At 57.0% G+C, this 25,502-nt stretch carries 20 protein-coding genes; 4 read left to right on the forward strand and 16 right to left on the reverse strand.

The features are described from left to right. The first annotated feature begins 55 nt into the window (after positions 1-55). Positions 56-703 carry a DUF1003 domain-containing protein gene (locus B3R00_RS08925; RefSeq protein ID WP_286998709.1) on the forward strand — a complete coding sequence of 216 codons (648 nt, stop codon included), beginning with the start codon at positions 56-58 and terminating at the stop codon, positions 701-703. A gap of 185 nt (positions 704-888) precedes the next feature. On the opposite strand, the gene B3R00_RS08930 is transcribed toward B3R00_RS08925, so the two are convergent. Genes B3R00_RS08930 through B3R00_RS08965 form a run of 8 tightly spaced genes read right to left on the reverse strand, consistent with a single transcriptional unit; the run spans position 889 to position 8,211 of the window. Continuing rightward, positions 889-1,593 carry an SDR family oxidoreductase gene (locus B3R00_RS08930; RefSeq protein WP_286998710.1) on the reverse strand — a complete coding sequence of 235 codons (705 nt, stop codon included), beginning with the start codon at positions 1,591-1,593 and terminating at the stop codon, positions 889-891. A gap of 1 nt (position 1,594) precedes the next feature. Continuing rightward, complete coding sequence (locus B3R00_RS08935; protein WP_286998711.1) at positions 1,595-3,142, reverse strand: GmrSD restriction endonuclease domain-containing protein; 1,548 nt, start codon at positions 3,140-3,142, stop codon at positions 1,595-1,597. Between the two features lie 36 nt (positions 3,143-3,178). After that, on the reverse strand, positions 3,179-3,853 hold the full coding sequence (locus B3R00_RS08940) for an ABC transporter ATP-binding protein (RefSeq protein ID WP_286998768.1): 675 nt from the start codon (positions 3,851-3,853) through the stop codon (positions 3,179-3,181). A 20-nt stretch (positions 3,854-3,873) separates the two neighbouring features. Beyond that, the gene (locus B3R00_RS08945) at positions 3,874-4,656 is read right to left on the reverse strand and encodes an ABC transporter ATP-binding protein (protein ID WP_286998712.1); all 783 of its coding nucleotides are present in this window, start codon (positions 4,654-4,656) and stop codon (positions 3,874-3,876) included. Next, positions 4,653-5,696, reverse strand: a complete 1,044-nt coding sequence (locus B3R00_RS08950; protein WP_286998713.1) for a branched-chain amino acid ABC transporter permease — start codon at positions 5,694-5,696, stop codon at positions 4,653-4,655. The genes B3R00_RS08945 and B3R00_RS08950 overlap by 4 nt, the downstream gene beginning before the upstream one ends. Before the next feature lie 15 nt (positions 5,697-5,711). Beyond that, positions 5,712-6,632 (reverse strand): branched-chain amino acid ABC transporter permease, encoded by a 921-nt coding sequence (locus B3R00_RS08955; RefSeq protein WP_286998714.1) that lies wholly within the window; start codon positions 6,630-6,632, stop codon positions 5,712-5,714. Positions 6,633-6,653: 21 nt separating this feature from the next. Further along, positions 6,654-6,992 (reverse strand): tRNA-binding protein, encoded by a 339-nt coding sequence (locus B3R00_RS08960; RefSeq protein WP_286998715.1) that lies wholly within the window; start codon positions 6,990-6,992, stop codon positions 6,654-6,656. A gap of 22 nt (positions 6,993-7,014) precedes the next feature. Further along, a complete protein-coding gene (locus B3R00_RS08965) occupies positions 7,015-8,211 on the reverse strand; it encodes an ABC transporter substrate-binding protein (protein ID WP_286998716.1) in 1,197 nt (398 codons plus the stop codon). Positions 8,212-8,488: 277 nt separating this feature from the next. Here B3R00_RS08965 and B3R00_RS08970 point away from each other — a divergent pair, with 277 nt between their 5' ends. Then, entirely contained in the window at positions 8,489-9,610 is a 1,122-nt protein-coding gene (locus tag B3R00_RS08970; protein ID WP_286998717.1) for an OmpP1/FadL family transporter, read from the forward strand. Between the two features lie 30 nt (positions 9,611-9,640). On the opposite strand, the gene B3R00_RS08975 is transcribed toward B3R00_RS08970, so the two are convergent. The 8 genes from B3R00_RS08975 to scpA all read right to left on the reverse strand — a co-directional run bounded on the left by B3R00_RS08975 (position 9,641) and on the right by scpA (position 22,452). Further along, on the reverse strand, positions 9,641-10,543 hold the full coding sequence (locus B3R00_RS08975; RefSeq protein ID WP_286998718.1) for an alpha/beta hydrolase: 903 nt from the start codon (positions 10,541-10,543) through the stop codon (positions 9,641-9,643). An 83-nt stretch (positions 10,544-10,626) separates the two neighbouring features. Beyond that, complete coding sequence (locus B3R00_RS08980; protein ID WP_286998719.1) at positions 10,627-11,094, reverse strand: VOC family protein; 468 nt, start codon at positions 11,092-11,094, stop codon at positions 10,627-10,629. Continuing rightward, entirely contained in the window at positions 11,091-13,961 is a 2,871-nt protein-coding gene (locus B3R00_RS08985) for an HD domain-containing phosphohydrolase (RefSeq protein ID WP_286998720.1), read from the reverse strand. The genes B3R00_RS08980 and B3R00_RS08985 overlap by 4 nt, the downstream gene beginning before the upstream one ends. Before the next feature lie 144 nt (positions 13,962-14,105). Continuing rightward, entirely contained in the window at positions 14,106-16,154 is a 2,049-nt protein-coding gene (locus tag B3R00_RS08990) for an acetyl-CoA carboxylase biotin carboxylase subunit (RefSeq protein ID WP_286998721.1), read from the reverse strand. Further along, positions 16,136-17,557, reverse strand: coding sequence for a DUF389 domain-containing protein (locus B3R00_RS08995; RefSeq protein WP_286998722.1), 1,422 nt, complete (start codon positions 17,555-17,557; stop codon positions 16,136-16,138). The genes B3R00_RS08990 and B3R00_RS08995 overlap by 19 nt, the downstream gene beginning before the upstream one ends. Before the next feature lie 12 nt (positions 17,558-17,569). Next, complete coding sequence (locus B3R00_RS09000) at positions 17,570-19,108, reverse strand: acyl-CoA carboxylase subunit beta (RefSeq protein ID WP_286998723.1); 1,539 nt, start codon at positions 19,106-19,108, stop codon at positions 17,570-17,572. Between the two features lie 84 nt (positions 19,109-19,192). Then, on the reverse strand, positions 19,193-20,224 hold the full coding sequence (gene meaB / locus B3R00_RS09005; protein WP_286998724.1) for a methylmalonyl Co-A mutase-associated GTPase MeaB: 1,032 nt from the start codon (positions 20,222-20,224) through the stop codon (positions 19,193-19,195). Positions 20,225-20,262: 38 nt separating this feature from the next. After that, complete coding sequence (gene scpA, locus B3R00_RS09010; protein ID WP_286998725.1) at positions 20,263-22,452, reverse strand: methylmalonyl-CoA mutase; 2,190 nt, start codon at positions 22,450-22,452, stop codon at positions 20,263-20,265. A 122-nt stretch (positions 22,453-22,574) separates the two neighbouring features. On the opposite strand from scpA, the gene B3R00_RS09015 reads away from it, so the two are divergent. Further along, the gene (locus B3R00_RS09015; protein WP_286998726.1) at positions 22,575-23,225 is read left to right on the forward strand and encodes a GntR family transcriptional regulator; all 651 of its coding nucleotides are present in this window, start codon (positions 22,575-22,577) and stop codon (positions 23,223-23,225) included. Between the two features lie 170 nt (positions 23,226-23,395). Next, the gene (locus tag B3R00_RS09020) at positions 23,396-25,450 is read left to right on the forward strand and encodes a PAS domain S-box protein (RefSeq protein ID WP_286998727.1); all 2,055 of its coding nucleotides are present in this window, start codon (positions 23,396-23,398) and stop codon (positions 25,448-25,450) included. The last annotated feature ends 52 nt before the right edge of the window (positions 25,451-25,502 follow it).

Consider the following 25,502-nt stretch of genomic DNA (forward strand, 5'->3'; position numbering starts at 1 on the left):
TCTCCTGCACTTTCATCCAACACCAGCCCTCTCACCCGTTTCAGGAGTGCGCACCATGCCCCGCCCTAGCAGCAGCCAGTCAGCCCCCAGCACCCAAGATCAGACCACAGGCACCGCCGCCAAGCCCAGCGCTGCAAGTGCAGCCAAGGTATTTGGCGCATCGGCTGCACTCGATGCGCTGAGCGCCATCGACGAACACACCCGCAAAGTGGTGGCGCATGTACGCCAGCGCACCCACATCTCGCGCAACCTCGGCCATCAGGCCGCGCCAAACCGCGACAGTCTGGGCGCGCGCGCCGCTGATACCGTTGCAGGCTTTGGTGGTTCGTGGACTTTTGTGCTGCTGTTCGTCTTCACCACGCTGGCGTGGATGGTGGTCAACACCTTGCTTTTGGCATGGCAGGGGCACACCTTTGACCCCTACCCCTACATCTTGCTGAACCTGGTGTTGTCCATGCTGGCAGCCATCCAGGCGCCCATCATCTTGATGTCCCAAAACCGCCAGGCCGACAAAGACCGCGTGCGCAGCGAGCACGATTACGAAGTCAACCTCAAAGCCGAGCTGGAAATCATGCTGCTGCACGAAAAAATCGACCAGCTGCAAAACCAGCAATGGCATGAGCTGCTGGCGCTGCAGCGCGAACAGCTGCAACTGCTGGAAGGCCTGCTCCTGCAGCGCGGCAGCGCACCGCAGGCCAGTTGATTCACAACTGCCGGGCAATTTGATCGAGCAGATATGGCGTTACAAGCCAAACTGGCCTCTAGCGCTTATGCAGCAAGCGCTAGCAGCTATCAATCGTGAAATTAATTCCATAAAAAAAGCCACCCCAAGGCGGCTTTTCATGGTGATTTACAGCTTGCTGCGGTGGGTGTGCTTTGGGGCGCGCTTTACACCGAGCGCATCAAACCGCCATCCACGCGAATGTTCTGGCCGTTGATGTAGGCACCGCCCTCACCCGCCAAAAACGCAATCGTTGCCGCAATCTCTTCCACCGTGCCATAGCGCTGCATGGGCACGGCCGTGCGGCGCGCAGCTTGCTCGGGTTTGCTGTTGATCCAGCCGGGCAGCACATTGTTCATGCGCACATTGTGCTTGGCGTATTCATCCACAAACAGCTTGGTAAAACTCATCAAGCCCGCGCGCGAGACGGCGGAGGTGGGGAACAAATCCACTGGCTCCAGCGCCCACGCGGTGGAGATATTGACGATGGAGCCGCCGCCTTGCTTCACCATAATCGGCGTCACGACCCGCGCAGCGCGCACCACGTTCAGGAAGTAGGCATCCAAGCCTTTGTGCCAGTCCTCGTCCGACATTTCCAGCACCGGCGCACGCGGGCCATTGCCCGCGGAGTTGACCAGCACATCGACACGGCCCCAGCGCTCCATCACCAAATCGACCAGTTGTTGGATATCGGCTTGGTTTTGGTTCGTGCCTGTTATGCCAATGCCGCCCAGTTCTTGGGCCAGCGCTTCGCCTTTGCCGGACGATGAGAGAATGCCGACGTGATAACCGTCAGCGGCGAGTTGGCGGGCAGCGGCTGCACCCATGCCGGAACCGGCAGCGATGATGATGGCGGTTTTTAAATTACTCATTTCAATTTTTCACAGATTGATTGCAGTATGGATGTGTTAGTTGGCAATTATTAGCACTCCCAGAACCTCCATCTTGTAATCTTTTTATGTGGTCATAAGAAACTGATTTTTCAACATCTAGGTAGCCGTTACATATCGGGCACTGAAGAGCTGAGGATAGAGCTGATTTAATAAAAACTTGGCTTTTATCATCATCACTGAAATCTTTTTTTAATTCAGAAAATTCACCAACTACTATTTTTCCGTTCAAGCCGGCAATGTTTACTATGTCAGTATCTGATGGTATATCATTTTTATGCAAGTAATCAATTAGTTGATCTAAAAATAATTCGTGCTTTTCTACTCTTTTTGCACTTAAATGCTTTTGGAGAATTGTTGCTATTAAATCTTTTCTTTCAATTAAAATAGTTTCCAACTTCTCTCTAACTACTGTAAATTTATTAAAGAAAGTTTGATCATTATTTGAAACCTTTCGGCCAATGAGGGACATTACTCCCATAAACATAGGATTTGAGTGCCTACCTGTCGGCCCATAAAAATATACAGCAGGATGCAATCCAAGGCTTCCATTACTATTGCCTGTGACTCTATTTACAAGCTTTAGCATCTTCTGAAGTGTCACTATCGTCGCGCGACCATCAATATCATCATCCGTATCAGTTAAATATTTTGGGAGCCCTTGCTGATTTCGAACCGCTATCAGGGCGATATCAATCAAGGCTTGAATGGCTGTTCTTACCCCTTTAGGTCCTCCCAAAGGCAAGTCAAGAGTTTTAATAGGTCTTTTGATTTCAGGATCAAATAAAACGCTATGCAGAGATTTTGCATTTGACTCAATCTCATCTGCCACATCTTTAGGAAATGAAGACCAGTATTTGTGGCCTGTACCCGCCCTAATGATTGCTCTTGCTGCGATAGATATTGGCTTAGACCTATTCCTCAGAAGGAGTTCTTCAACTTCATCAAGTGGTGTCCCCTTTGTATTGATTTTGAAAAATGAACTTTCCGCTTTATCAGCATCACCTTTGACCCACTGTATGGGAATACCTCTTGTAATTAAAGCATTTACCCTTCTTCTTTCAATTGGATCTATATCATCACTTTCGGTCTTTGCTAAAAAATGTTGCCAACTACCGATTCTTTTCTTAATTAGAGCTCTTGTTCTATCGGCATTTCTTTTTTGCTCATCAGATATGTGATATCCGAAAAAACTTTGTGAAATAGGCCCATCACCGTAATCATCATCAATCCATGCTTTCAGTGCACTAAGTCTATGTCCCCCATCAATCACAAATAAATACGTTGGGGATTGCCATAAAATTACCGATGGAATCAAATCGCCATTAACAAAGCACTCCAGCAAAGATGTAACTTGCTCTGGTGACCAATGGTTTGTTTCTCTTTGAAAGTCAGGTTTCCTTAAACTAGGGCCAATCAAACCACCTTTAGTAAAATCGCGTAGAGATATTGTAGAAACATTTTCAAAAGAACTTGACTCCGCATCTGTAGTGGCAAAATCTTCTCTTTTAATCATTGCATCTAAATTCACAAGATTTGATCTTGATGCCATTATTTATCCTTAATATTAAACATTATTAACTGTAGATTCACCCTTTAGAATCAACACGTTTTTATTTGATAAGACTTCAATTTTTTTGATATATTTATCAATAATTAAAATTGCTTGACCATCTTTCTTTAGTTTTGCCAAACAATTCCAAATCTCATCTCTAATCACAGGCGCCAACCCCTCCGTCGCCTCATCCAAAATCAATAACTTTGGATTCGTCGATAAGGCCCGCCCAATCGCCAGCATTTGCTGCTCTCCGCCCGAAAGCTGGTTGCCCATATGGTGCTCACGCTCTTTGAGGCGCGGGAACAGTTCATAGATTTTGGCCAAATCCCAAGGTGCAGCCTGCGCAGCTAGCTCTCCTTTTTGAGGATTGGCTGGCGGGCGCGCAAAGGCCACCAAATGCTCCCGCACCGTGAGATTGGGAAAACACATGCGCCCTTCGGGCACGAGCGCAATGCCTCGGCGGGATATTTCATCGGCGGGCAGATTGGTAATTTCTTGCCCCTCAAAGAAAATCTGCCCCTTGCGCACCGGCAAAGCGCCGGTAATGCATTTGATGGTGGTCGATTTGCCCATGCCGTTGCGGCCCATGAGGTTGACCACTTGGTGCGGCGCAATGCTCAAACTCACGCCAAACAGCACTTGGCTGGCGCCGTAGCCTGCTTCGATATTGCGCACTTCCAGCAAGGGGGTGTCATTGGAGCTACTCATGCCGGGCCCTCTTCTTTTTGTTGTTGTTCTTCTAATTCGTCTTCTTGGCCCAAATACACGGCTTGCACGCGGGCATCGTTCTGGATTTGCGCGCTCGTCCCCTGCGCAAACACCTTGCCGTAGACCAGCACGGTGATGCGGTCGGCCAGTTGGAACACGGCGTCCATATCGTGCTCAATCAGCAAGATCGCCATGTCTTTGCGCAGTTGCTGAATCAGCTCCACCATTTCTTCGGACTCCGTTGGCCCCATGCCTGCCATGGGCTCGTCCAGCAGCAGCAGTTTGGGCGTGGCGGCAATGGCCAAAGCGACATCGAGCTTGCGCTGCGCGCCGTGGGGCAAGGTGCCAGCGATGGTGTTCCATTGGCTTTCTAGTTGCACGCGGTGCGCCAGCCCCCACGCTTGGGCTTTGAGTTCCGCATCTTTGTCGCGCACCTTGAACCAGCGAAAGCTGTTGCTGTGGTGGGCTTGCACGGCCAGCAGTAGGTTTTCTGCCACGGTGAGCTTGGGGAAGATGCTCGTAATTTGAAAGCAGCGTGACAGCCCTGCGGCCACGCGCTGGTGGGGGGCGAGGTGGATGAGTTCTTGGCCATCGAGCTTGAGCGAGCCGCCATCGGCTGGCAGCAAGCCCGAGATCAAATGCACCAGCGTGGATTTGCCCGCGCCGTTGGGGCCGATGAGAGCGTGAATTTCGCCCTTCTCTACTTGGAGCGAGACATGATCCGTCGCGGTGAGCGCACCAAAGCGTTTGACCAAGTTTTGAATGGAAAGCAGGCTCACAGCACGCCCTCCTTGCGCTGAACGCTATGTTTTTTAGCTGCGCTGTCTTTTTTAGCAAAAAACGCCGCCAAGCCCTTGGGCGCGAGGAACACCACGGCCACCAGCAGCACGCCCATGGGCGCATGCCAGTAGTCGGTATGTTGTTTGAGCACTTCTTCCAACACCAGCCACACGGCCACACCCAGCGGCGCGCCCCAGCGCAGGCCGATGCCGCCGATGACGACCATCACAATCAGCAGTGCCGACTGGTTCCACTGCATCAGGCTGGGGCTGACAAACAGGTTTTGCGTGGCCAGCAGCGCGCCGGACAAGGCGGCAATGCCGCCCGCCAGTGCAAAGGCCAGCAATTTCAAACGCACCGTGGGGTAGCCCATGGCTTGCATGCGCGTTTCGTTGTCGCGAATGCCTTCCAAGGCGCGGCCAAAGTACGAACGCTCGATGCGCGATAGCAACAAAAATATAGCTGCTAGCGCAATCAGGACAAGGGTAAACAGCCAATTTCCTGCTGCATCGACGCCTTCCCACAGCAGCAAGGGCGAATACATGGTGTAGCCATCGTCCCCACCATAAGCGCGCAGCGAAACGGCCAGGTAGTACAGCATTTGCGCAAAGGCCAGCGTAATCATGATGAAGTACACGCCCTGCGTGCGCACGGCCACCAGCCCGATGACTGCCGAGATCAGCATGCCCGCCACGGCGGCGACCAGCCAGATCAACCATGCATTGCTAAAGCCGCCCTCCACCATGGCCACCACGGCATAGGCGCCCACGCCCACAAAACCGGCGTGGCCCAGGGCGACGAGCCCTGCGCGGCCAATCAGAAAGTTCAAACTGAGCGCGGCCATGCTGACGATGAGCATGCGGCGCACAAAGTCCACGTAATAGTCCAGCCCCAGCGCGGGCGCGACCCACGGGAAAGCGCCCAGCAGCAGCACCAGCACGGCCAACACACTGTGGCTGACCCAGCGGGCGTGGGCGTTGGAGGCCAAAGCCGGGGGATTGGCTGGCGGGCTGTCTACATTGACCAATTTGCGATCCATCACAGAAAACACCACCTAAGCTTTGGCGGGAAACAAGCCCGATGGTTTGAACACCAGCACACCGGCCATCAAGACATACATGGCAATGCTGGCCACGGCGGGGCCAATGTCGGCCGCCAAGCTGGGTGAGAGCACCTCGCGCAGCAGCGGCGGCAGCAAGGCGCGGCCAGCGGTATCGACCAAGCCCACCAGCAAACTGGCAATCAGCGCGCCGCGCACGGAGCCAATGCCACCGATGACGATGACTACGAGGGCGGGAATCAAAATGCTCTCTCCCATACCCACTTGCACGGCGCTAATCGGCGCCATGAGCGCACCGGCCAAAGCTGCCAGCGCCGCCCCCATGGCAAACACAATGGCAAACACGCGGTTCACGCGAATGCCCATCCACTCCGCCATTTGGCGGTTGGACGCACCAGCGCGCACCCACATGCCGAGCTTGGTGTGGTTGACCAGCAGGTACAACGCCAGCGCAGCGCCCAGGCCTGCAGCCAGAACAACCAAGCGGTAGGACGGATAAGGCAGAAAACCGAATAGCTCCACCGGCCCCGACAGCGCAGCCGGTGTGGGCGCCATGATGGGCGATGGCCCCCAGATGGCTTTGACGGTGTCGTCTGCTATCAAGATCACGCCAAAGGTGGCGAGCACTTGCGAGAGGTGGTCACGCACGTACAGCTTGCGAATGAGCACGGCCTCCAGCACGGCGGCCAAGGCTACCGTCACCACAACGCCCACGGCAATCGCCAATAAGAAAGAGCCGCTGTGCGTATGCACGCTGGCTGAAACATAGCCCCCCGCCATGAACAGCGCGCCGTGGGCGAGGTTGAGCGTGTCCATGATGCCGAACACCAAGGTCAAGCCTGCAGCCAGCAAAAACAGCATCAGGCCGTAGCCCAGGCCGTTGAGGGCTTGCTCCACTAAAAAAACCGAATCCATAAGGCCTTACCCAATAACGAACTACAGCAGCTTGGTGTCCAAGGGCACCGCCTGATCGGGCACGCAAAGCACCACGCCGCCTTTTTCATCGTGAAAGCCGGTGACCAGGCATTCGGACATGACGGGGCCAATCTGTTTGGGTGGGAAGTTGACCACCGCCACCACCTGCTTGCCGATCAAACCCTCGGGGGTGTAGTGGTGGGTGATTTGCGCGCTGGATTTTTTGATGCCCAGCGCGGGGCCAAAGTCCACCTGCAACAGGTACGCGGGCTTGCGCGCCTGGGCGAAGACTTCAGCAGCAACGATGCACCCCACGCGCAACTCCACGCGCGTGAAGTCATCCCATGCAATGGTTTCCATAGTTTTTAATAGCTGCCAGCGCTTATTTCATGCCGCATTCAGCCGCAAAACTGTCTTGATGGGCCGTGAAAATTTTGCCCGACTGCAGCGCGTTGGTGATGAGGCCGTCTTTGGTTTTGACGACCTGGCGCAGGTAATAGTCCTGCGTGAGGAACTGGTTGTTGCCGTAGCGCACTTTGCCGCGCACCGAGTCGAATTTGGCGGTTTTGATGGCCTTGGCCACGGCGGCCTTGTCATCGAGCTTGCCGCCCACGGCCTTGACGGCAGCGTTCAGGTTCATGACCACGTCATAGGCAAACGCGGCGTACAGCGTGGGCAGGCGGCCATACGCTTTTTGGAACTCGGCCACAAACTGCTTGTTGGCAGCGTTGTCCAGATCGTGGGCGTAGCTGGAGGCGTTGTAGATGCCCACCATGGGCTCGCCCACGGCGGCGATGATGTCTTGGTCGGCCGTAAAGGGAGAGGAGATCAAGACCATGTCTTTGTTCAGGCCCACACCCATGAACTGTTTGATGAAGTTGATGCCCATGCCGCCGGGCTGGAAGATATAGACCGCATCGGGCTTGGCCGCGCGCAGCTGGGCCAGCTCGGCGGCAAAGTCCAGCTGGCCCACTTTGGTGTAGACCTCATCCGCCACCGGATGCTGGTAGCCGCGCTTGAAGCCATTGACCGCATCTTTGCCCGCAGGGTAATTGGGGGCCAGCACGACCACTTTTTTGTAGACCTTGTCAGCTGCATGTTTGCCTGCCGCTTCGTGCATGGCGTCGTTTTGGTAGCTGGTGCCAAAGAAGTACGGGTTGCACTGCTTGCCCGCCAGCTGGCTGGGGCCGGGGTTGGCCGACAAAAACGGCACCTTCGCGCCAAACACTGTGGGGCCGACGGCCAACACCACGTTGGAGCCAACGGGGCCGGTGAAGAAATCGACCTTGTCACGCTTGATAAAGCGGTCTGCCACCTGGCGCGCGGTTTCGGGGTTGCCAGCGGTGTCGGCCTGAATGAATTCAGCGGGCACACCGCCGAGTTTGTTGTCCAGCAGCTTGGCGGCCAGGTTCAGGCCGTCTTTGATTTCGGCTCCGGGGCCTGCAAACGGGCCGGAAATATCCAGGGCCACGCCCACTTTGATAGGGTTGGCGGCACTAACGCTGGCGCTGGCCATGCACAGCGCAGCAGTGGCCAAAGCAGAAGGAGCCAGGGTGAACAGGCGGCGGGCGTAGGTCATGGTGCTTGTCTCTGAGATAGTTGGAAGGTGCGCAACGCCGCACAGCCTACACAGCATGCTCTGTTTTGTGGAGCTAATGCCCTGCCCCTGTTGCAAGCATGCTCACACGTCCTCAGCTTTGTGCAAGCTTGCTTGACAGGGGCAATGCCTGCGCTGTGCGTGCCGACATGGACGAATGGCATCTCGGCCGAAAAGTGGACGGTTGAAATCGTTTTATAGTTTCTTTTGATTACAAAATAAACCGCAGCTAACAATAAGCCGCGCGCCCAACACCTCCATGTCACACCCCACTCCTGCGGCCCACGTTCTAGGCCGCTGTGCCTTTGTTTTGCTTGCTCTGGGCAGCACCTGCGCCGTGGCGGGCGGGCTGGACCGCACCGCCCAAAGCTTGTCCCCCTTGTTTGAAAAAGGCCGCTACGTGGGCGTGGACGGCTACTACTCCCGCCCTTCCGTCCAAGGCCGCGATGCCATGGGGTTTTCGACCGGCGATGTCGCCCCCAGCTACGGGCAATGGGGCTTGAGCTACAAGCAAGACCTCAGCCCCCAGTTGTCCATGGCGTTGATGCTGACCCGTCCGTTTGGGTTGCATATCCGCTATGACCGCAGTGCTTCGCCCTTGCTGGGAGGTACCGAAGTCAAGCTCTCCACGCGCGAGCTGCAGGGCGTGCTGCGCTACAAGTTCAATGCGCAATTGGGCGTACATGGCGGCCTGCGGCTGCAGCAATCGCACGGCAGCGTCACCCTCCAAGGCCTGGCGTATGGTGCTGCGCTCGGCGGCTATCACGTGAAATTTGCCCGCAGTACCGAGCCGGGTTATTTGCTGGGCATCAGCTACGAACAGCCAGACATTGCTTTGCGTGTGGTGGCCACGTATTACTCGGCCATCCACCACAGCGTTCAGACCGCCGAAAACCTGTGGCCGGGGTCAACCCAGACGGCATCCACCTCACCCCAGACATTCAATCTGGATGTGCAAACTGGCATTACCGCCAGCACCTTGCTGTTTGGGCAGATTCGCTGGGGCAATTGGGAAGCGTTTGAGTTGCGGCCCCAGGCTTTTGCTACTGCTACCCAGGGCAAAAGCCTGACGGATTTGGACAACGCCATCACCTACACCCTGGGCTTGGCGCAAAAATTCTCGCCGCAGTGGACGGGCTTTTTGGCGCTGGCCCATGACAAAAAAGGCCCATCCATGCCGTTGTCACCGTTGCGCCCCAGCAGCGGTAGACAGGGCTACACCTTGGGGCTGGTGTATGACAACGAGGTGGTCAAAATCAGTCCGTGGGTGAGCTACCAAAAACTGGGCGGCGCAGAAGTCTCCACCACCCAGACACCGATGGCACGCTTTGGCAAAAGCTCGGCCACGGTGTTTGGCATTCAGATGGGCTACCACTTTTAAGCGGGGACATGCGGCGCGGGCCTGTGACTTTCAGGCCAACGCGTGAGGCAACCCCATCAGCGCCAATGCCTTCTGGTGTACGACCGATTGGCGGTCTGCCAAGGCCAATGGCAAATCAAAATGGTTGGTGCCTGGCGCATCCACCCACTGCCCGGGCAAACAGCGGGCCTGCCAGGCCGCCAGATATTCGCGCGACTGGCGCTTGAACTCGGTGGTTTCGAACTCTCCGCACGCGACGCGCAACTGGCAGTGGCTGTGTGTGCTGGCATGGGGCAGCGCAAAACGCGGGCTGTTGCGCAGGGCAGCCGCGTCATCCAGGTGCATCCAGGCGTTGATGTGCGTGGTAATGAGAGGCTGCAAATCAAACAACCCACTCAAAGGAAAAGCGGACGCTGGTGTGGCGCTGGCGGGCAAGTCGTAGTCTTCTTGCCACCCCTTGACCAGCAACATGCCCACCAAATGGCCGCCTGCGGAGCTTCCGCACACGCAAATATTGCGGGCATCGCCCCCATAAATCGCGATGTTGCGCACCACCCATGCATAGGCCTGGCGGATTTGGTCGACGATGTGATCGAGCGTGACCGCAAGGGCCAGATCGTAATCAGGCACCACGACGATGGCGCCTGCCTGGGTGAGCGCTGGCGCCATAAACGCCGAATCATCTTTGCCCAAGGCACGCCAATAGCCGCCGTGGATATAGATAAAAACAGGAGCTGCTGGCGCTTGTACAGCAAGCGCTGGAGGCAAATAAATATCTAAAAGATCTGTCGCGCGCGGGCTGTAGCGCTGGTTGCGTACTGCGCCGGGCAAGGCCAACGCCGCGTGGCTTTCTTGGGTGTAGCGTGCCATGTAGGCCAGCGCATCTTGCACACTGGCGCGGGCGTTGTATTGGCGGTCAAAGTAGGCTTGAGCAGTCATGTCGCTGGTATTCATGTTTCAAGCTTAACGTTGATAGCCGTTAAACCAGCGCAGTTGCCAAGCTGCAAGCCCCCAAGTTTGGCTGAAGCATTCCGGTTTTAGCCCAGTGCGGCAATCACATCGGCCGGTGCCTGTACCAACTCAATCAACACGCCCTCTCCCGCAATCGGAAACTCGTCATTGCTTTTAGGGTGCAAAAAGGTGATGTCATAGCCTGAGGCACCCTTGCGGATGCCACCGGGGGCAAAACGTACGCCTTGGGCGGTGAGCCATTCCACGGCCTTGGGCAGATCGTCAATCCACAGGCCAATGTGGTTCAGCGGCGTGGTGTGAACGGCGGGTTTTTTGTCGATGTCCATGGGCTGCATGATGTCCACCTCTACCTTCATGGCACCGGTGCCCATGGCCAGAATGTCTTCGTCCACATTCTCACGCTCGCTCTGGAAAGTGCCGGTTTGCTCCAGACCCAGCATATCGACCCACAGCTTTTTCATGCGCTGTTTGTCAGTGCCACCAATGGCCACTTGCTGGATGCCTAAAACTTTAAATGGGCGGGGGTTGCTCATTGCAGATAGTCCTCAATGTTTACGGAGTCAATAAATTCAACGGGAATGAAGCGCTGGGCATATTCCAGATACACGCCAGAGCGCAAGAACAGCTCAAAAATATCGGGGTCTATATGGTGGCTGCGCCGCATGTCAGCCATCAGGCCGAGCACTTCGGATAAGGACTTGCGCGGTTTGTAGGGGCGGTCACCAGCAGTCAACGCCTCAAAAATATCGGCCACGGCAATCATGCGTGCCACGGGACTCATGTCTTCGCGGCGCAGGCCTTTGGGGTAGCCGGTTCCATCCATTTTTTCGTGGTGCCCGCCTGCAATTTCAGGCACCGCCCGCAGGTGCTGCGGAAATGGCAGGCAAGTGAGCATCTTGATGGTTTGAATGATGTGCTCATTGATTTTGTAGCGCTCTTCGTCCGACAACGTGCCTCGAGCCACCAACAGATTGTGCAATTCCCCACGGTTGTAGAGCAGCTCAGGCACTTGCATCTTGAAACCCCAGACATTGTCAGGCGCTATCTGATCGTGGGGCGAGCGCTCAATGCGGTGTGCGGGCTTATCAGCCAGCAGCATCTCTTGCGCAGGCAATGGTGTAGATTGCTGGCGCTGGGCCTCTGCCATCGAGATACCGAGGGTGTCATCCAGGGTGCGTGTCCAGGTACGTTGGGCAATGTGGCGCAGCCGCTCTTGCTCTGCAGCACCCAGCTTTTCACCGCCCTGGTTGCAAGCGGCCACAAAGGCAAACCCCTCATCCAATTCGCGACAGGTCTGGAGCATGGTAGCGCGGGCTTGCTCGGGGTGGGCACCGGCTGCGATCGCTTCGTACATGGTGATTTGTGCATCGCGCTTGAGCACTTCAAAACGCATGCGCACTTCGTGGATGCGGTTGTAAATGGTTTCAAGCTTGGTTGCCTTGTCCACCACAAATTCCGGCGTCGTGACTTTGCCGCAGTCATGCAACCACGATGCGACATGTACGGCCTCCCAGTCATGCGCAGAAAGCGCAAAGTCTGCAAACGCTCCATCGGTCTGGTCGCATGCAGCCTGGGCCAGCATTTTGGTGAGTTCTGGCACGCGCGCGCAGTGACTGGCGGTGTAGGGGCTCTTGGCATCAATCGCACCGGCAATCAATTCAATAAAAGCGGTAAACAGCTTCTTTTGTTGCTCGATCAAGGCACGCGCTTCCAGCGAGACGGCCGCGTTGCCTGATAGCGCAGCCACAAAAGCCACCTGCGTATCCACGGGGGGAGATGGCATAAATAACACCATCGCCCCCACATATTCGCGGCGACGGTTGAGCAGCGGAATGACCACGCTGTGCGCGAGCCCTTGGGCGATAGCACTGGGTGCCAGTTGCAAGCCCTGGATATCTGCAGTGGTCAGCGGCTGGCTGGTCACCGCGTTTTTGCGCAGACACTGCGCCAGCAAAGGCCCGTAGGAGCTTATGGGCGATTGCTCAGGCGAGGTTGAGGACGGCAGCGGGATGGTTGCCAGCGTGGCCAAAGCCTGGTCATCCAAGGCAGTGCCATCCGCCAAGCGTCCACAGGCTGGATAAAGCTGGTCGCCATCGGCCAAGTACAGCAGGCCCGAAGCGGCACCGGCCGTCAACATGGTTTCTTTGAGCAAGCGCGGCAGCAAGCGGTCAAACTGCTCTTCCGCGGCGACTGCCATGCTCAGGTCCAAAAAACGCCGAATGGTGCCCTGCATGCTTTGGAGCGTGACGCCCAGTTCATGGGTTTCTTTGATAAAGCTGTCGACCTGGATAGGCTGCTCAAAATCGAATTGTTCAATCGCCTGGACATCTAAAGCCAAACGGCGCAAAGGCCTCGAAATAGCTTGTGCCAACAGCCAAGCAACCGGCATGGACAGCAAAATGATCAACAACGTGGCCACTGTTGACCATTGCAACTGCTGCCGTGCAGCAGCCGTCAGTTCCATCTCTGGCACTGCCAACAGCAGCCGCATGTCTTGCGTCGCTTTGTCAGGCACCTGTATGGACGCTGTCCACCAGGATTGACCACCAGGGTCAGTAAACTGCTCCATATCTTTTGCGCCAGGGCCTTTGAATAAATGATCCAAAGGCGCGCTGTGCAAGGACTCCAGCAAAGGCATGCTGCTGTTCATGCCATTTGCGGCATTCAGCAGTGCTTCGATGTGCTCGTTGGCGAGCAGTTCGCCACGGCTATTGACCAAAGCCAGCTGGGTTCCTGGCGTGAATTTTTGCTGCGCCAGGCTATCGCTCAGCGTGGCCAAATTGATATCTACACCTACCACCACCCCGCCCCAGCTTGCTGCAGATGCCAGGGTGATACCAACGGAGTGGGTGGTGTGAAACAGATAGGGGCGCGTTTGTATCAGCGTTGTGGACACTGTGGCCTCACGCCACCATGAACGACTGCGCGGGTCATAAGTGCTGGCGTAATCAGGACGGTCCACACTTTCAATAATTTCGCCAGATGCATCCAGAAAAATGTAGCGCCCCACATTGACCGTGCCTCGCTCAATGCTTTGCACCATCATGTGCGCCTCTGCCGGCGCTGATAGCTGCTCTCTCGAGCGCTCGTCCAGTTGGCGCAGCAGGAAGAAATCCCCATTCGGGTAAGCCATATACACAGCGCTGACAGCCTTGGCTCCCTTAAACACCTGGCTCAAAGCATTCAGGCCATTGAGCCGTTCCTGGAGCGTTGTGGCCCATGCAATACGGTGTAGGCGCAGAAATTCCAACGCCATTTCCGCAGGCTCCAGGGTGTTGTGCAGCTCTTGCTGGACAGACGGTCCAATACGCGTCCACTGCTCATGGGCAGCCGTCTGCAGCATGCCTGCGCTGATGTGATAACCCAGTCCACCGATCAATCCGCCGACCAGCAAGGTCATGAAGAAAAACAGTGTGGAAATGTAAACATGCAAGGGCTGGAGCAGGCGCATGGTAGTCCCCATTTCTTAGAGCCTGGCTGGTCAAGCCAGTGTACAAAACTGGCTTGCAGCACCCTTGCACGTTGTGGCGTGATCGCAAAAACGTTATTCGAATTCGATGATCACGTCATCAACCGCCAGCGAGGCACCCTTGCCGGCGCTGATTTTGCGCACCACGCCATCCTGGGTGGCGAACAAGATGTTTTCCATCTTCATGGCTTCGATAACGGCCAGCTTTTCGCCCGCCTGCACCTTCTGCCCTTCTTGCACAGCCACATCCACCAGCAAACCGGGCATGGGCGAGAGCAAGAACTTGGACATGTCGGGCGGCGCCTTGTAAGGCATCATCTCGTGCAGTTTGCCCCCCAGTGGCGACAGCACCATGGCTTCGATTTGCGTGCCGTTGTGGATGATGCGCAATGCCAGCGGGTTCTTGGGCGTGCCGCGCTCGACCTGCACGGTGAAGGGCTGGCCGTTGCAAATGCCTTGCAGACGCACTTCGCGCATGGCGCTGAAGCTCTGGAACTCATAGCGCTTACCGTTCAGCGTGACCGTGCTCTTGCGGCTGTCGTACTCGAAATCGCTCACGGTAACGGCATGGTGCTGACTCTGCCCTTCGGCGCCCAGCACGATCACGGTGTAATCGGCCGAGACCACCACCTCGTGGCCACGCATCTGGCCGCTGATGGTGGAGGCGCGCGCGCGGTAGCGGCGGTTCATGTGGGCGGCCAGGGCCACCAGGAAGTCCGGGTCGCTGTGCGGCACGTCGCTGCTGTGGAAGCCGTGCGCATAGTGCTCGGCGATGAAACCGGTGTTGAAGTCGCCCGTCTGGAACTTTGGGTGCGCCAGCAGCGCCGCCTGGAACGGGATGTTGGAGCTGATGCCACGGATGACAAAGCCGTTCAGGGCTTCGCGCATCTTGGCGATCGCCTCGGAGCGGTCCTTGCCGTGCACGATGAGCTTGGCGATCATCGAGTCGTAGAACATCGGGATCTCGCCGCCCTCGTACACGCCGGTGTCCACGCGCACACCGTGCAGGTGCGCGGTATCGGCCTGCCACATGGTCTGCTCGGGTGGGTTAAAGCGCACCAGTCGGCCCGTAGAAGGCAGGAAGTTGCGGAATGGGTCTTCGGCGTTGATGCGGCACTCCATGGCCCAGCCGTCGCGCTTGACGTCTTCCTGGCGAATCGTCAGTGCCTCGCCGGCGGCCACGCGGATCATCTGTTCCACCAGATCGAGGCCAGTGATGCACTCGGTCACCGGGTGCTCCACCTGCAGGCGCGTGTTCATCTCCAGGAAGTAGAAGTCCTGGTTTTTGCCGACCACGAATTCCACCGTGCCGGCCGACTGGTACTGCACGGCCTTGGCCAGGGCCACGGCCTGCTCACCCATGGCTTTGCGCGTGGCGTCGCTGATGAAGGGGCTGGGTGCCTCCTCGATCACCTTTTGGTGGCGGCGCTGGATGGAGCATTCGCGCTCGTTCAGGTAGATGACGTTGCCGTGGCTGTCACCCAGGATCTGGATTTCGATGTGGCGTGGCTGCTCGACAAACTTCTCGATGAAGATACGATCGTCACCAAAGCTGTTGCGCGCTTCGTTCTGGCAGCTGGCAAAGCCTTCAAAAGCTTCCTTGTCGTTGAAGGCCACGCGCAGGCCCTTGCCGCCGCCGCCGGCCGAGGCCTTGATCATCACGGGGTAACCGATGCCCTTGGCGATCTCCACCGCCTGCTCGGGGCCGGCGATAGGGTCGTTGTAACCGGGGATGGTGTTGACCTGGGCCTCGTTGGCTAGCTTCTTGGAGGCGATCTTGTCGCCCATGGCGGCAATCGAGTGCGCCTTGGGGCCGATGAAGGCGATGCCCTCTTCTTCACAGCGTTTGGCAAAGGCTTCGTTTTCGCTCAAAAAGCCGTAGCCGGGGTGGATGGCCTGGGCACCGGTCTGCTTCGCGGCGGCAATGATGCGGTCAGCCACCAGGTAGGACTCACGGCTGGGCGCCGCGCCAATATGCACGGCCTCATCAGCCAGCTTGACGTGGCGGGCCTCTTTATCAGCCTCGGAATACACCGCCACAGTAGCGATACCCATCTTGCGGGCGGTAGCGATCACGCGGCAGGCGATCTCGCCACGGTTGGCGATCAAGATTTTGGTGAACATGTTGTCTGCTTCCTTTGTTTTTTGTCTCGAGAATTGAGCGAACGGGAATCCAAGCGTTCGATCAACTGCATTCCTTCTTGCGTTTTTTCTAATCGCACGCCAAGCCAGCGGTGCAGGCTGTCCTTGTCGTTCGCGGATAGGTAGCGGGCCACATCCAAGACCACCATCAGGGTGGCCTGCGGCTCGCCGCCGTCATTCGCGGAGCGTTCGCCCCGCGCCAATGTCACAGCGCAAACCAGCGGTTGCAGGGCTTGCACTTCGTGGAGCAAGGTTTCGACCTTGACCAAAGGTAGTTCTGTGGCAGTTGCCGGTGGTTCATTAACTTGGGCGACTGCTTGCTGCAGGTTTTTGAGCTGTGCATCCATCGACTTGACCTGCTCGACCAGCGTACGGTTCACGCCCTCTTGCAACTCTTGCCGCAATTTCTCCACATTCAATTTGTCATCGCCCGCATCACGCACCACGACCGTCACATTGGCCTGCCCGTTATTGAGCATGCGCCGCTGTACCTGCTCTTGGAGCGAAGCCCCATCAGGGCTGCCAATCACGATCAGGCGCAAGGTACGACCAGCAGCATCGACCTCATGCATCAGCACATGGCTGCCCGGCTCTGCTTCCAGCTCACGTGCCACGCGGGTGGCGACGCCCGCAAACACTTCCTGCTGCACCAGCCGATAGGCCATCCACACGCTGGGCAGCAAAACCACGCTCAGCCCCACAAAAATAATCAACCGGTGGCGTTTGCGTGTTGCCTCATCCAGTTCCCCATGCCTTGGCAAGCGCAGCAGTTTGGCGACCGCCAATGTGGCAGCACCAATGAACATGCCATTGATGATGAACAGATAAAAAGCCCCGCCAAACATGTCCCAGCGGCCATGCGCAATCCCAAAGCCTGCGGTACACAAAGGTGGCATGAGTGCCGTGGCAATTGCTACCCCGGGCACGATGTTGGAGTAGTTACGGCGTGTGACCGCAACCATTCCTGCTGCGCCGCCAAAGGCGGCAATCAGCACATCCCACAAAGTGGGAAACGTGCGCGCCATCAACTCAGACTGGGGCTGCTCCAAGGGACTGAGGGTGAAATACAGCACCGAAGTGAGCAAACTCAGTACCACGAAGATCGCCAAGTTTTTGCCTGCAACGCGAATGAGGCCCAAATCCTGCACTGCCGCGCCGTAACCCAGGCCCACGATAGGGCCCATCAGCGGCGAAATCAGCATCGCGCCAATAATTACGGCGGTGGAGTTGGTGTTGAGCCCGACGGACGCAATCAAAATGGCAAAAAACAGCACCCACAGGTTGGTACCACCAAATTGCACGCCCGAGCGCACCATATCGTCGATCACGCCCGGATCTTGCTGATCCTTGCGCAAATCAAACAAAAACAAGAGGTTCGGGCGCATGGTCGCAGTGCCTTACAGCGGTATGTTGCCGTGTTTGCGCCAAGGGTTTTCCAACTCCTTGGTCTTGAGCATCTCCAGCGAGCGGCAGATCCGTTTGCGAGTTTCGTGCGGCTGGATCACGTCGTCAATGAAGCCTCGTGCACCGGCCACGAAGGGGTTCGCAAAACGGGCCTTGTATTCGGCTTCGCGGGCTGCCAGCTTTTCAGGGTCGTTCTTGTCTTCACGGAAGATAATTTCCACCGCCCCCTTGGCACCCATGACCGCAATTTCAGCGTTGGGCCAGGCCAGATTCACGTCGCCGCGCAGGTGCTTGGAGGCCATGACGTCGTACGCACCGCCGTAGGCCTTGCGGGTAATGACGGTGATTTTTGGCACCGTGGCTTCTGCGTAGGCATACAGCAGCTTGGCACCGTGCTTGATGATGCCGCCGTATTCCTGCGAAGTACCTGGCATGAAGCCAGGCACGTCCACGAAGGTGATGACGGGTATGTTGAAGGCATCACAAAAGCGCACGAAGCGCGCCGCCTTGATGGAGGACTTGATATCCAAGCAGCCGGCCAGCACCAGCGGCTGGTTGGCCACTATGCCCACGGTCTGCCCCCGCATGCGGGCAAAACCAATGATGATGTTCTTTGCGTAATCGGGCTGCAGCTCAAAAAAATCGCCATCGTCCACCGTTTTAAGGATCAGCTCCTTCATGTCGTAGGGCTTGTTGGCGTTGTCGGGCACCAGCGTGTCCAGCGACATGTCGGCACGATCCGCAGGGTCGGTTGTGTCCCGTACGGGTGCTTTTTCTTTGTTGTTCAGCGGCAGGTAGTTGTAGAGGCGTCGCAGCATCATCAATGCTTCAACGTCATTCTCAAAGGCCATGTCGGCGACACCGCTCTTGGTGGTGTGAGTGATGGCACCACCCAGCTCTTCGGCCGTAACTTCTTCGTGCGTCACGGTTTTGACAACTTCGGGGCCGGTCACGAACATGTAGCTACTGTCCTTGACCATGAAGATGAAGTCGGTCATGGCAGGTGAATACACCGCGCCACCGGCGCAGGGGCCCATGATCATGGAAATCTGCGGCACTACGCCGGATGCCAAGACGTTTTTCTGGAACACATCGGCATAGCCGCCCAAAGACGCTACACCCTCTTGAATACGTGCTCCGCCAGAATCGTTGAGGCCAATCACAGGCGCTCCCACCTTCATGGCCTGGTCCATGACCTTGCAGATTTTCTCAGCATGGGTTTCGGACAAGGCACCGCCGAACACAGTGAAATCTTGGCTAAACACAAACACCAAGCGGCCATTAATCATGCCGTAGCCAGTCACGACACCATCACCGGGGATCTTGGTGTTTTCCATCCCAAAGTCGGTGCAGCGGTGTTCGACGAACATGTCCCATTCTTCAAACGTGCCATCGTCCAGCAACAGTTCGATGCGCTCGCGGGCGGTGAGTTTGCCCTTTTTGTGTTGCGCGTCGATGCGTTTTTGCCCGCCGCCGAGGCGGGCCTGTTCTCTTTTAGCTTCTAACTGGGCCAAGATGTTGTTGTGTTCCATATGTCGTCCTTGCGTCCTCTTCCGATAGGGATAGCTTGTTTATTCATCATGTAATGTTGATTGAACATTGCATGTGCGCTGTATTTATTCAAATTTGCTAGCTGTATGCGCTTGTTGGCTTTGCGCTGTAAGCAGATTTCTTGCTGCAGTACTTGCCGCCAATTTGCCGCTGGCAACTTCGGCCTGCATGCGCGGCAACAAAGCCTGCACATGCGGGTGCTGCCTGAAGGCGAGCTTCAGACCTGCGTCAATCCGCTCCCACATCCAGTCCAGGGACTGCTTCTCGCGCCGTGCTGCCAAACGCCCATTCGCGGTTTGTAATTGCTGAAACTGTTGCACCGCAGCCCAGAATTTATCGACGCCCTCGCCTTTCAATGCACTGAGCTGCAGCACACGCGGCTGCCACAGTGCGCAGGTGTTGGCATGGTCAGGGTTGCCGTGCATGCCCAGCAATCGCAAGCTGGAGGTGATTTGCGCCTGAGCCCGCGTGGCCGCGTTGGGGTCAATGTCGGCCTTGTTGATCACCACCAGGTCCGCACGCTCCATCACGCCCTTTTTGATGGCTTGCAGGTCATCACCGGCATTGGGCAGTTGCAGCACGCAGTACATATCGGTCATGCCATGCACGGCGATCTCGCTCTGTCCCACGCCCACCGTCTCGACAATCACTACGTCGTAGCCTGCAGCCTCGCAGACCAGCATGGATTCGCGGGTTTTCTCCGCCACACCACCCAGCGTGCCGCTGGAAGGGCTGGGGCGGATATAGGCTTTGGGGTTGACCGAGAGCTGCTCCATCCGGGTTTTGTCACCCAGGATGGAGCCGCCCGAGACGGTGGACGACGGGTCAATCGCCAGCACTGCCACTTTGTGGCCCTGCGCCGTTAGATAGGTGCCCAGCGCCTCAATGAACGTGGACTTGCCCACGCCCGGCACGCCGCTGATGCCCAGGCGCAGTGCTTTGCCGGTGTACGGCAGCAAAGCCGTCAGCAAGTCGTCGCCTTGCTGGCGGTGGTCGGCACGAGTGGATTCCAGCAAGGTAATGGCCTTGGCCATCGCCCTGCGCTGCACGGCGGTGTCGCCTTGCAAAATGCCCGCATGCATTTGCTCAGGTGTCACTGGGCAATCTCTCTGTCTATAGATTGGGACAACGGCGCTTATACCGAAGCGGCTCGCTTGATGTGCTCCAGCACATCTTTGGCGCTGGCAGGGATGGGCGTGCCGGGGCCGTACACGCCCTTGACCCCTGCTTGGTAGAGAAAGTCATAGTCTTGCGCGGGCACCACGCCCCCGACAAATACGATGATGTCGTCTGCACCTTGTTTTTTGAGCTCTTCAATGATGGCCGGCACCAAGGTTTTGTGTCCCGCTGCCAAGGTGGAGACGCCCACGGCGTGCACGTCGTTCTCGATGGCCTGGCGGGCACATTCCTCGGGGGTCTGGAACAGCGGGCCCATGTCCACGTCAAAGCCCAAATCGGCAAAGGCCGTCGCGACGACTTTGGCACCACGGTCGTGGCCGTCTTGACCCAACTTGGCAATCATTACGCGAGGGCGGCGGCCCAATTGCTCGGAGGCCGTGTTGATTTCAGACTTGAGCTGATCCCAGCCTGCGGCGGAGTCATAAGCGGCAGCGTACACACCGGTCACCTTTTGCGTGTCAGCGCGGTGGCGGCCATACACCTTCTCCAGCGCATCAGAAACTTCACCCACTGTCGCGCGCAGGCGCACCGCCTGGATGGACAGCTCCAGCAGATTGCCTTGGCCCGACTGCGCTGCATTAGTCAGAGCATCCAGCGCTTGCTGCACCTTGGTTGCATCGCGTTTTGCCTTGATATCTTTCAGGCGCGCAATCTGGCTGTCGCGTACCTTGACGTTGTCCACGTCCAAGATCTCGATGGGGTCTTCTTTGGCCAGCTTGTATTTGTTGACGCCCACAATGACTTCTTTGCCAGAGTCAATGCGCGCCTGCTTTTCAGCAGCCGCCGCTTCAATCTTGAGCTTGGCCCAGCCGCTGTCCACCGCTGCGGTCATGCCGCCCATAGCATCCACTTCCTCAATGATGGCCCAGGCCTTGTCCGCCATTTCCTGGGTGAGCTTTTCCATCATGTACGAGCCCGCCCAGGGGTCGATCACGTTGGTGATGTGGGTTTCTTCCTGAATGATGAGTTGCGTATTGCGCGCAATGCGGGCCGAGAACTCGGTCGGCAAAGCAATCGCTTCGTCCAGCGCATTGGTGTGCAGCGACTGGGTGCCGCCAAACACGGCGGCCATAGCCTCTATCGTGGTGCGCACCACGTTGTTGTAGGGATCTTGCTCGGTCAAGCTCCACCCCGAAGTCTGGCTGTGCGTGCGCAGCATCAGGCTCTTGGGGCTCTTGGCATTAAAGCCCTGCATGATGCGGCACCACAGCAGGCGGGCGGCGCGCATCTTGGCAATTTCCAAGTAGAAATTCATGCCCACGGCCCAGAAGAAAGACAGGCGGCCTGCGAATGCATCCACATCCATACCCTTGGCAATCGCGGTTTTGACGTATTCCTTGCCATCGGCCAGCGTAAAGGCCAGCTCCAGCGCCTGGTTGGCCCCAGCTTCTTGCATGTGGTAGCCCGAAATCGAGATCGAGTTGAACTTGGGCATGTTCAGGCTCGTGTACTCGATGATGTCGCCAATGATTTTCATCGACGGCTGGGGCGGGTAGATGTAGGTGTTGCGCACCATGAACTCTTTCAGAATGTCGTTCTGAATGGTTCCAGAGAGCTGGTCTTGCGCCACGCCCTGCTCTTCAGCTGCCACCACGTAGCCCGCCAAAATAGGCAGCACCGCACCGTTCATGGTCATGGAGACCGAGACCTTGTCCAGCGGGATCTGGTCAAACAACACTTTCATGTCTTCGACCGAGTCAATCGCGACCCCAGCCTTGCCGACGTCACCGGTTACGCGGGGATGGTCGCTGTCGTAGCCACGGTGCGTGGCCAAATCAAAAGCGACGGACACACCTTGACCGCCAGCTGCCAATGCCTTGCGATAAAAAGCATTGGATTCTTCGGCCGTTGAGAAACCCGCGTACTGGCGAATCGTCCAAGGGCGGCCTGCGTACATGGTGGGCTGAGGACCGCGGATATAGGGGGCAAAACCGGGCAAGGTGTCGGTATAGGGTAGGTCTGCAGTATCGGCAGCCGTATACAGCGGCTTGACCTCAATGCCATCGGGCGTTGTCCAGTTCAGATTGCGCACATCGCCACCGGGAGCGGCTTTGGCAGAGGCTTTTTCCCAATCTGCCAAATTGTTGCTTGAAAATACCGCACTCCCATTGGCCGCAGCTTGGCCTTGTTTGACATCATTACCCATGGCTAAAACAGTCTCCGTTGTGGTTTTGTGCTGGTAAACGCCAGTTGATCAGCACTGCTCATTATTCATAATTATGGGTACATAACCACTCGCACGGACCTAGGGTTAGCCCCTAAAAACCTATGACGGAAACCACCGCCCTGCTCACTCCCAAGCCTCTGTATGTAGAGGTCGCGGAGCTCGTTCGCCAGCAAATTTACAGCCGGGAATTAGAGCCCGGCAGCTGGATCGACGAGATGAAGATGGTGGAAAAATTTGGCATCAGCCGCACCCCCTTGCGCGAAGCGCTAAAAGTGTTGGCCGCCGAAGGGCTGGTGACCATGAAACCCCGACGTGGTGCCTATGTGACGGAGGTTTCCGAAAAAGATTTGCATGACGTCTACCACCTGCTGTCTTTATTGGAAAGCGATGCGGCAGCCGTGGTTGCCGAAAAAGCCAGTGATGAGCAACTGCAGCAACTGCACGATTTGCACCAAGATTTAGCACAGGCAGTCAGCAATGCCGACCAATTCTTTCACATCAATGAACGGTTTCATATGGCGTTGCTGGCCATGTGTGACAACCGCTTTCTGTCGCAAACCGTGGCCGATTTACGCAAGGTCATGAAGCTCAACCGCCACCAGTCCTTGTTCAAGCGTGGCCGTATTGAAGACAGCCTGAAAGAGCACAGCGCCATCATGCAGCATCTAAACAACCGCAACGCCGAAGCCACGCGCCAAGCAATGCAAGCGCACTTCCGAAACGGCTTGGCCGCGGCTGCATCCCGCAGCTAAACACTGCGCTACAAGTGCTATCTGTACTGACCCGCCACAAAAAAACACTGCCATGCACCCGCGCACTCTTACGGATTGTTTTTTGCCGGTGTTCAGTGACAATCAAGTCACTCATGTAATGTTGATTCGATTGCAACTTTGATGACCCACTTGTTTCAAAGGACACCAACGTGCTTGGTTCATTTGTTTCTGACGGTGCTCACACGCCCCTGGCCAGCCCCTTGGTGCAGGCCAGCCACAACACCGCCCTGGTTCTGCTGTCGTTGCTGATAGCCTTTGGCAGCAACTGCGCCGCCTTGTATATGGCGCACACCAACCGGCGCACTTCCCTACCCAGTCACCGCCGCGTTTTGCTTCTGTGCGCCAGCATGCTGCTGGGGCTGGGTATTTGGGCCATGCACTTTATGGGCATGCAGGCAATGCGCCTGCCCATGCCGGTGCGCTATGACACCCTGGGCACCCTCTTGTCCATCATTCCCGGGATGGTGGCAGCTTGGTTGGCGCTACACGCTTTGCAGGTCAAGCATCCTTCCAACCTGCGGATTGCCACCAGCGGCTTCTTGGTGGGCATCGGTATTACTGCCATGCATTACAGCGGGATTGCCGCCATGCAGTTGCAAGCGCAGCTGCACTTTCTGCTCCCAGAGTTTCTGCTTTCCCTGCTGCTGGGCCCAGTCTTTGCGATTGCGGCTTTTGCAACACACCGCTGGCTGTACCAACGCGGCCTTGAAAACCTGCACTGGGCGTGGCGGCTGCTGCCGCCATTGCTGCTGACGGTGGCAATGGCGTGCATGCACTATGTGGCCATGCACGCCATGCGTTTTGATTTAAGCCATCACCCCATGGCCAGCCAGTTGCAACCCACGGTGCTAGAAAACCACCAAACGCTTTCGCTGGCGATTGCTGCCACCATCGGCATGGTGTTTGTCATTTTGGGGTTGGCCCATGCGGTGCTCCGTTACCGCGACTTGTGGCAAGCCTTGGCGGTGCATGATGCCCGCCTGAACGCCATGGTGGATACGGCAGTCGATGGCGTCATCACCATAAACGAGCGCGGTCTGGTACAGGATTTCAACCCCGCTGCCGCACGCATTTTTGGGTATGCCAAAGACGAGGTCATTGGCCGCAATATTTCAATGTTGATGCCCTCCCCCTTGGCCGAGCAACATGACGCCCACCTCCTGAAACACGTCGGCCACCCCGAAAAAGCCATAACGGTCACTGACCGAGAAGTGCTGGGCAAGCGCAAAGATGGTCGGCATGTGCCGCTGCATCTGGCCATTGGCAAAGCATCGACGCCTTCCGGCATCCTGTTTGTTGGCTATCTGCAAGACATCTCCGCGCGCAAACGCACCGACGCCCAGTTGCGCATTGCGGCCAGCGTCTTCCAGCACGTGCGCGAAGGCGTGGCGATTGTGGATGCCAACCACAACATCTCTGACGTCAACCCGGCTTTTTCGCGGCTGATGGAAAAGTCACGCGAAGAATGCGTGGGCCAGGCCTTGGAGGCGCTCTATGACGAGGCAGACCTTCCATCCGATATGGGAAAATTGTGGCAAACCGTGGCTACCCAGCAGTACTGGCAAAGCGAAATCATGGTCACACGCCGCAATGGCACGCTGTGGATGCAGCGCCTCTCCATCTCACCGGTGCTCAATGAGCACCAGCGCCCCCAGCACTTCATTGCCGTCATCAGCGATGTGAGCGAGCGCCCCGGGCCAGAAGCTGCACACTCCAGCGCAGATTTGCACGACAGCGCAACGGGCCTGCCTGCGCACAAATTATTCATAGAGCGCCTGAGTAGCGGCTTGCTGAACGCCAAACGTAAATCTGCCCATCTGGGCGTGATAGTGGTCAAAACAATTGGCCGCCCCACCCCATCCATACAACCCGTCAGCCCCGATCACACAGGGGCACTGCAGCTGATGGCGCAGCAGTTGCAACTGCAACTGCGCAGCACCGACACCCTGGCGCGCTGGGCGGATGACCAACTAGCCTTGCTGCTCACAGGCATCGACGACGCCGAAACATTGCACGCCTTGGTGCAGCGCCTGGAGCAATCCATCAGCGACAGCCATATCAATTACTGCCAGTACGCGGTCGATGAAATTCAGCTGGGCTGCACCAGTACCTTGCATGCCATGGGGACAGCCAGTGAGTTGATAGCGCTGGCCGTGGATGATTTGCGGCCTTTGCATACCCAGCCCAAGCCGCTGCCGCACTAAAGGCGGGTAAACATGCCGCACAATGGCTGCCTGACTGCACCTGTTGCTCTAT

The organism is Comamonas sp. UBA7840 (genome assembly GCF_002501455.1).
In the GTDB taxonomy this organism is placed as follows: domain Bacteria; phylum Pseudomonadota; class Gammaproteobacteria; order Burkholderiales; family Burkholderiaceae_C; genus Comamonas; species Comamonas jiangduensis.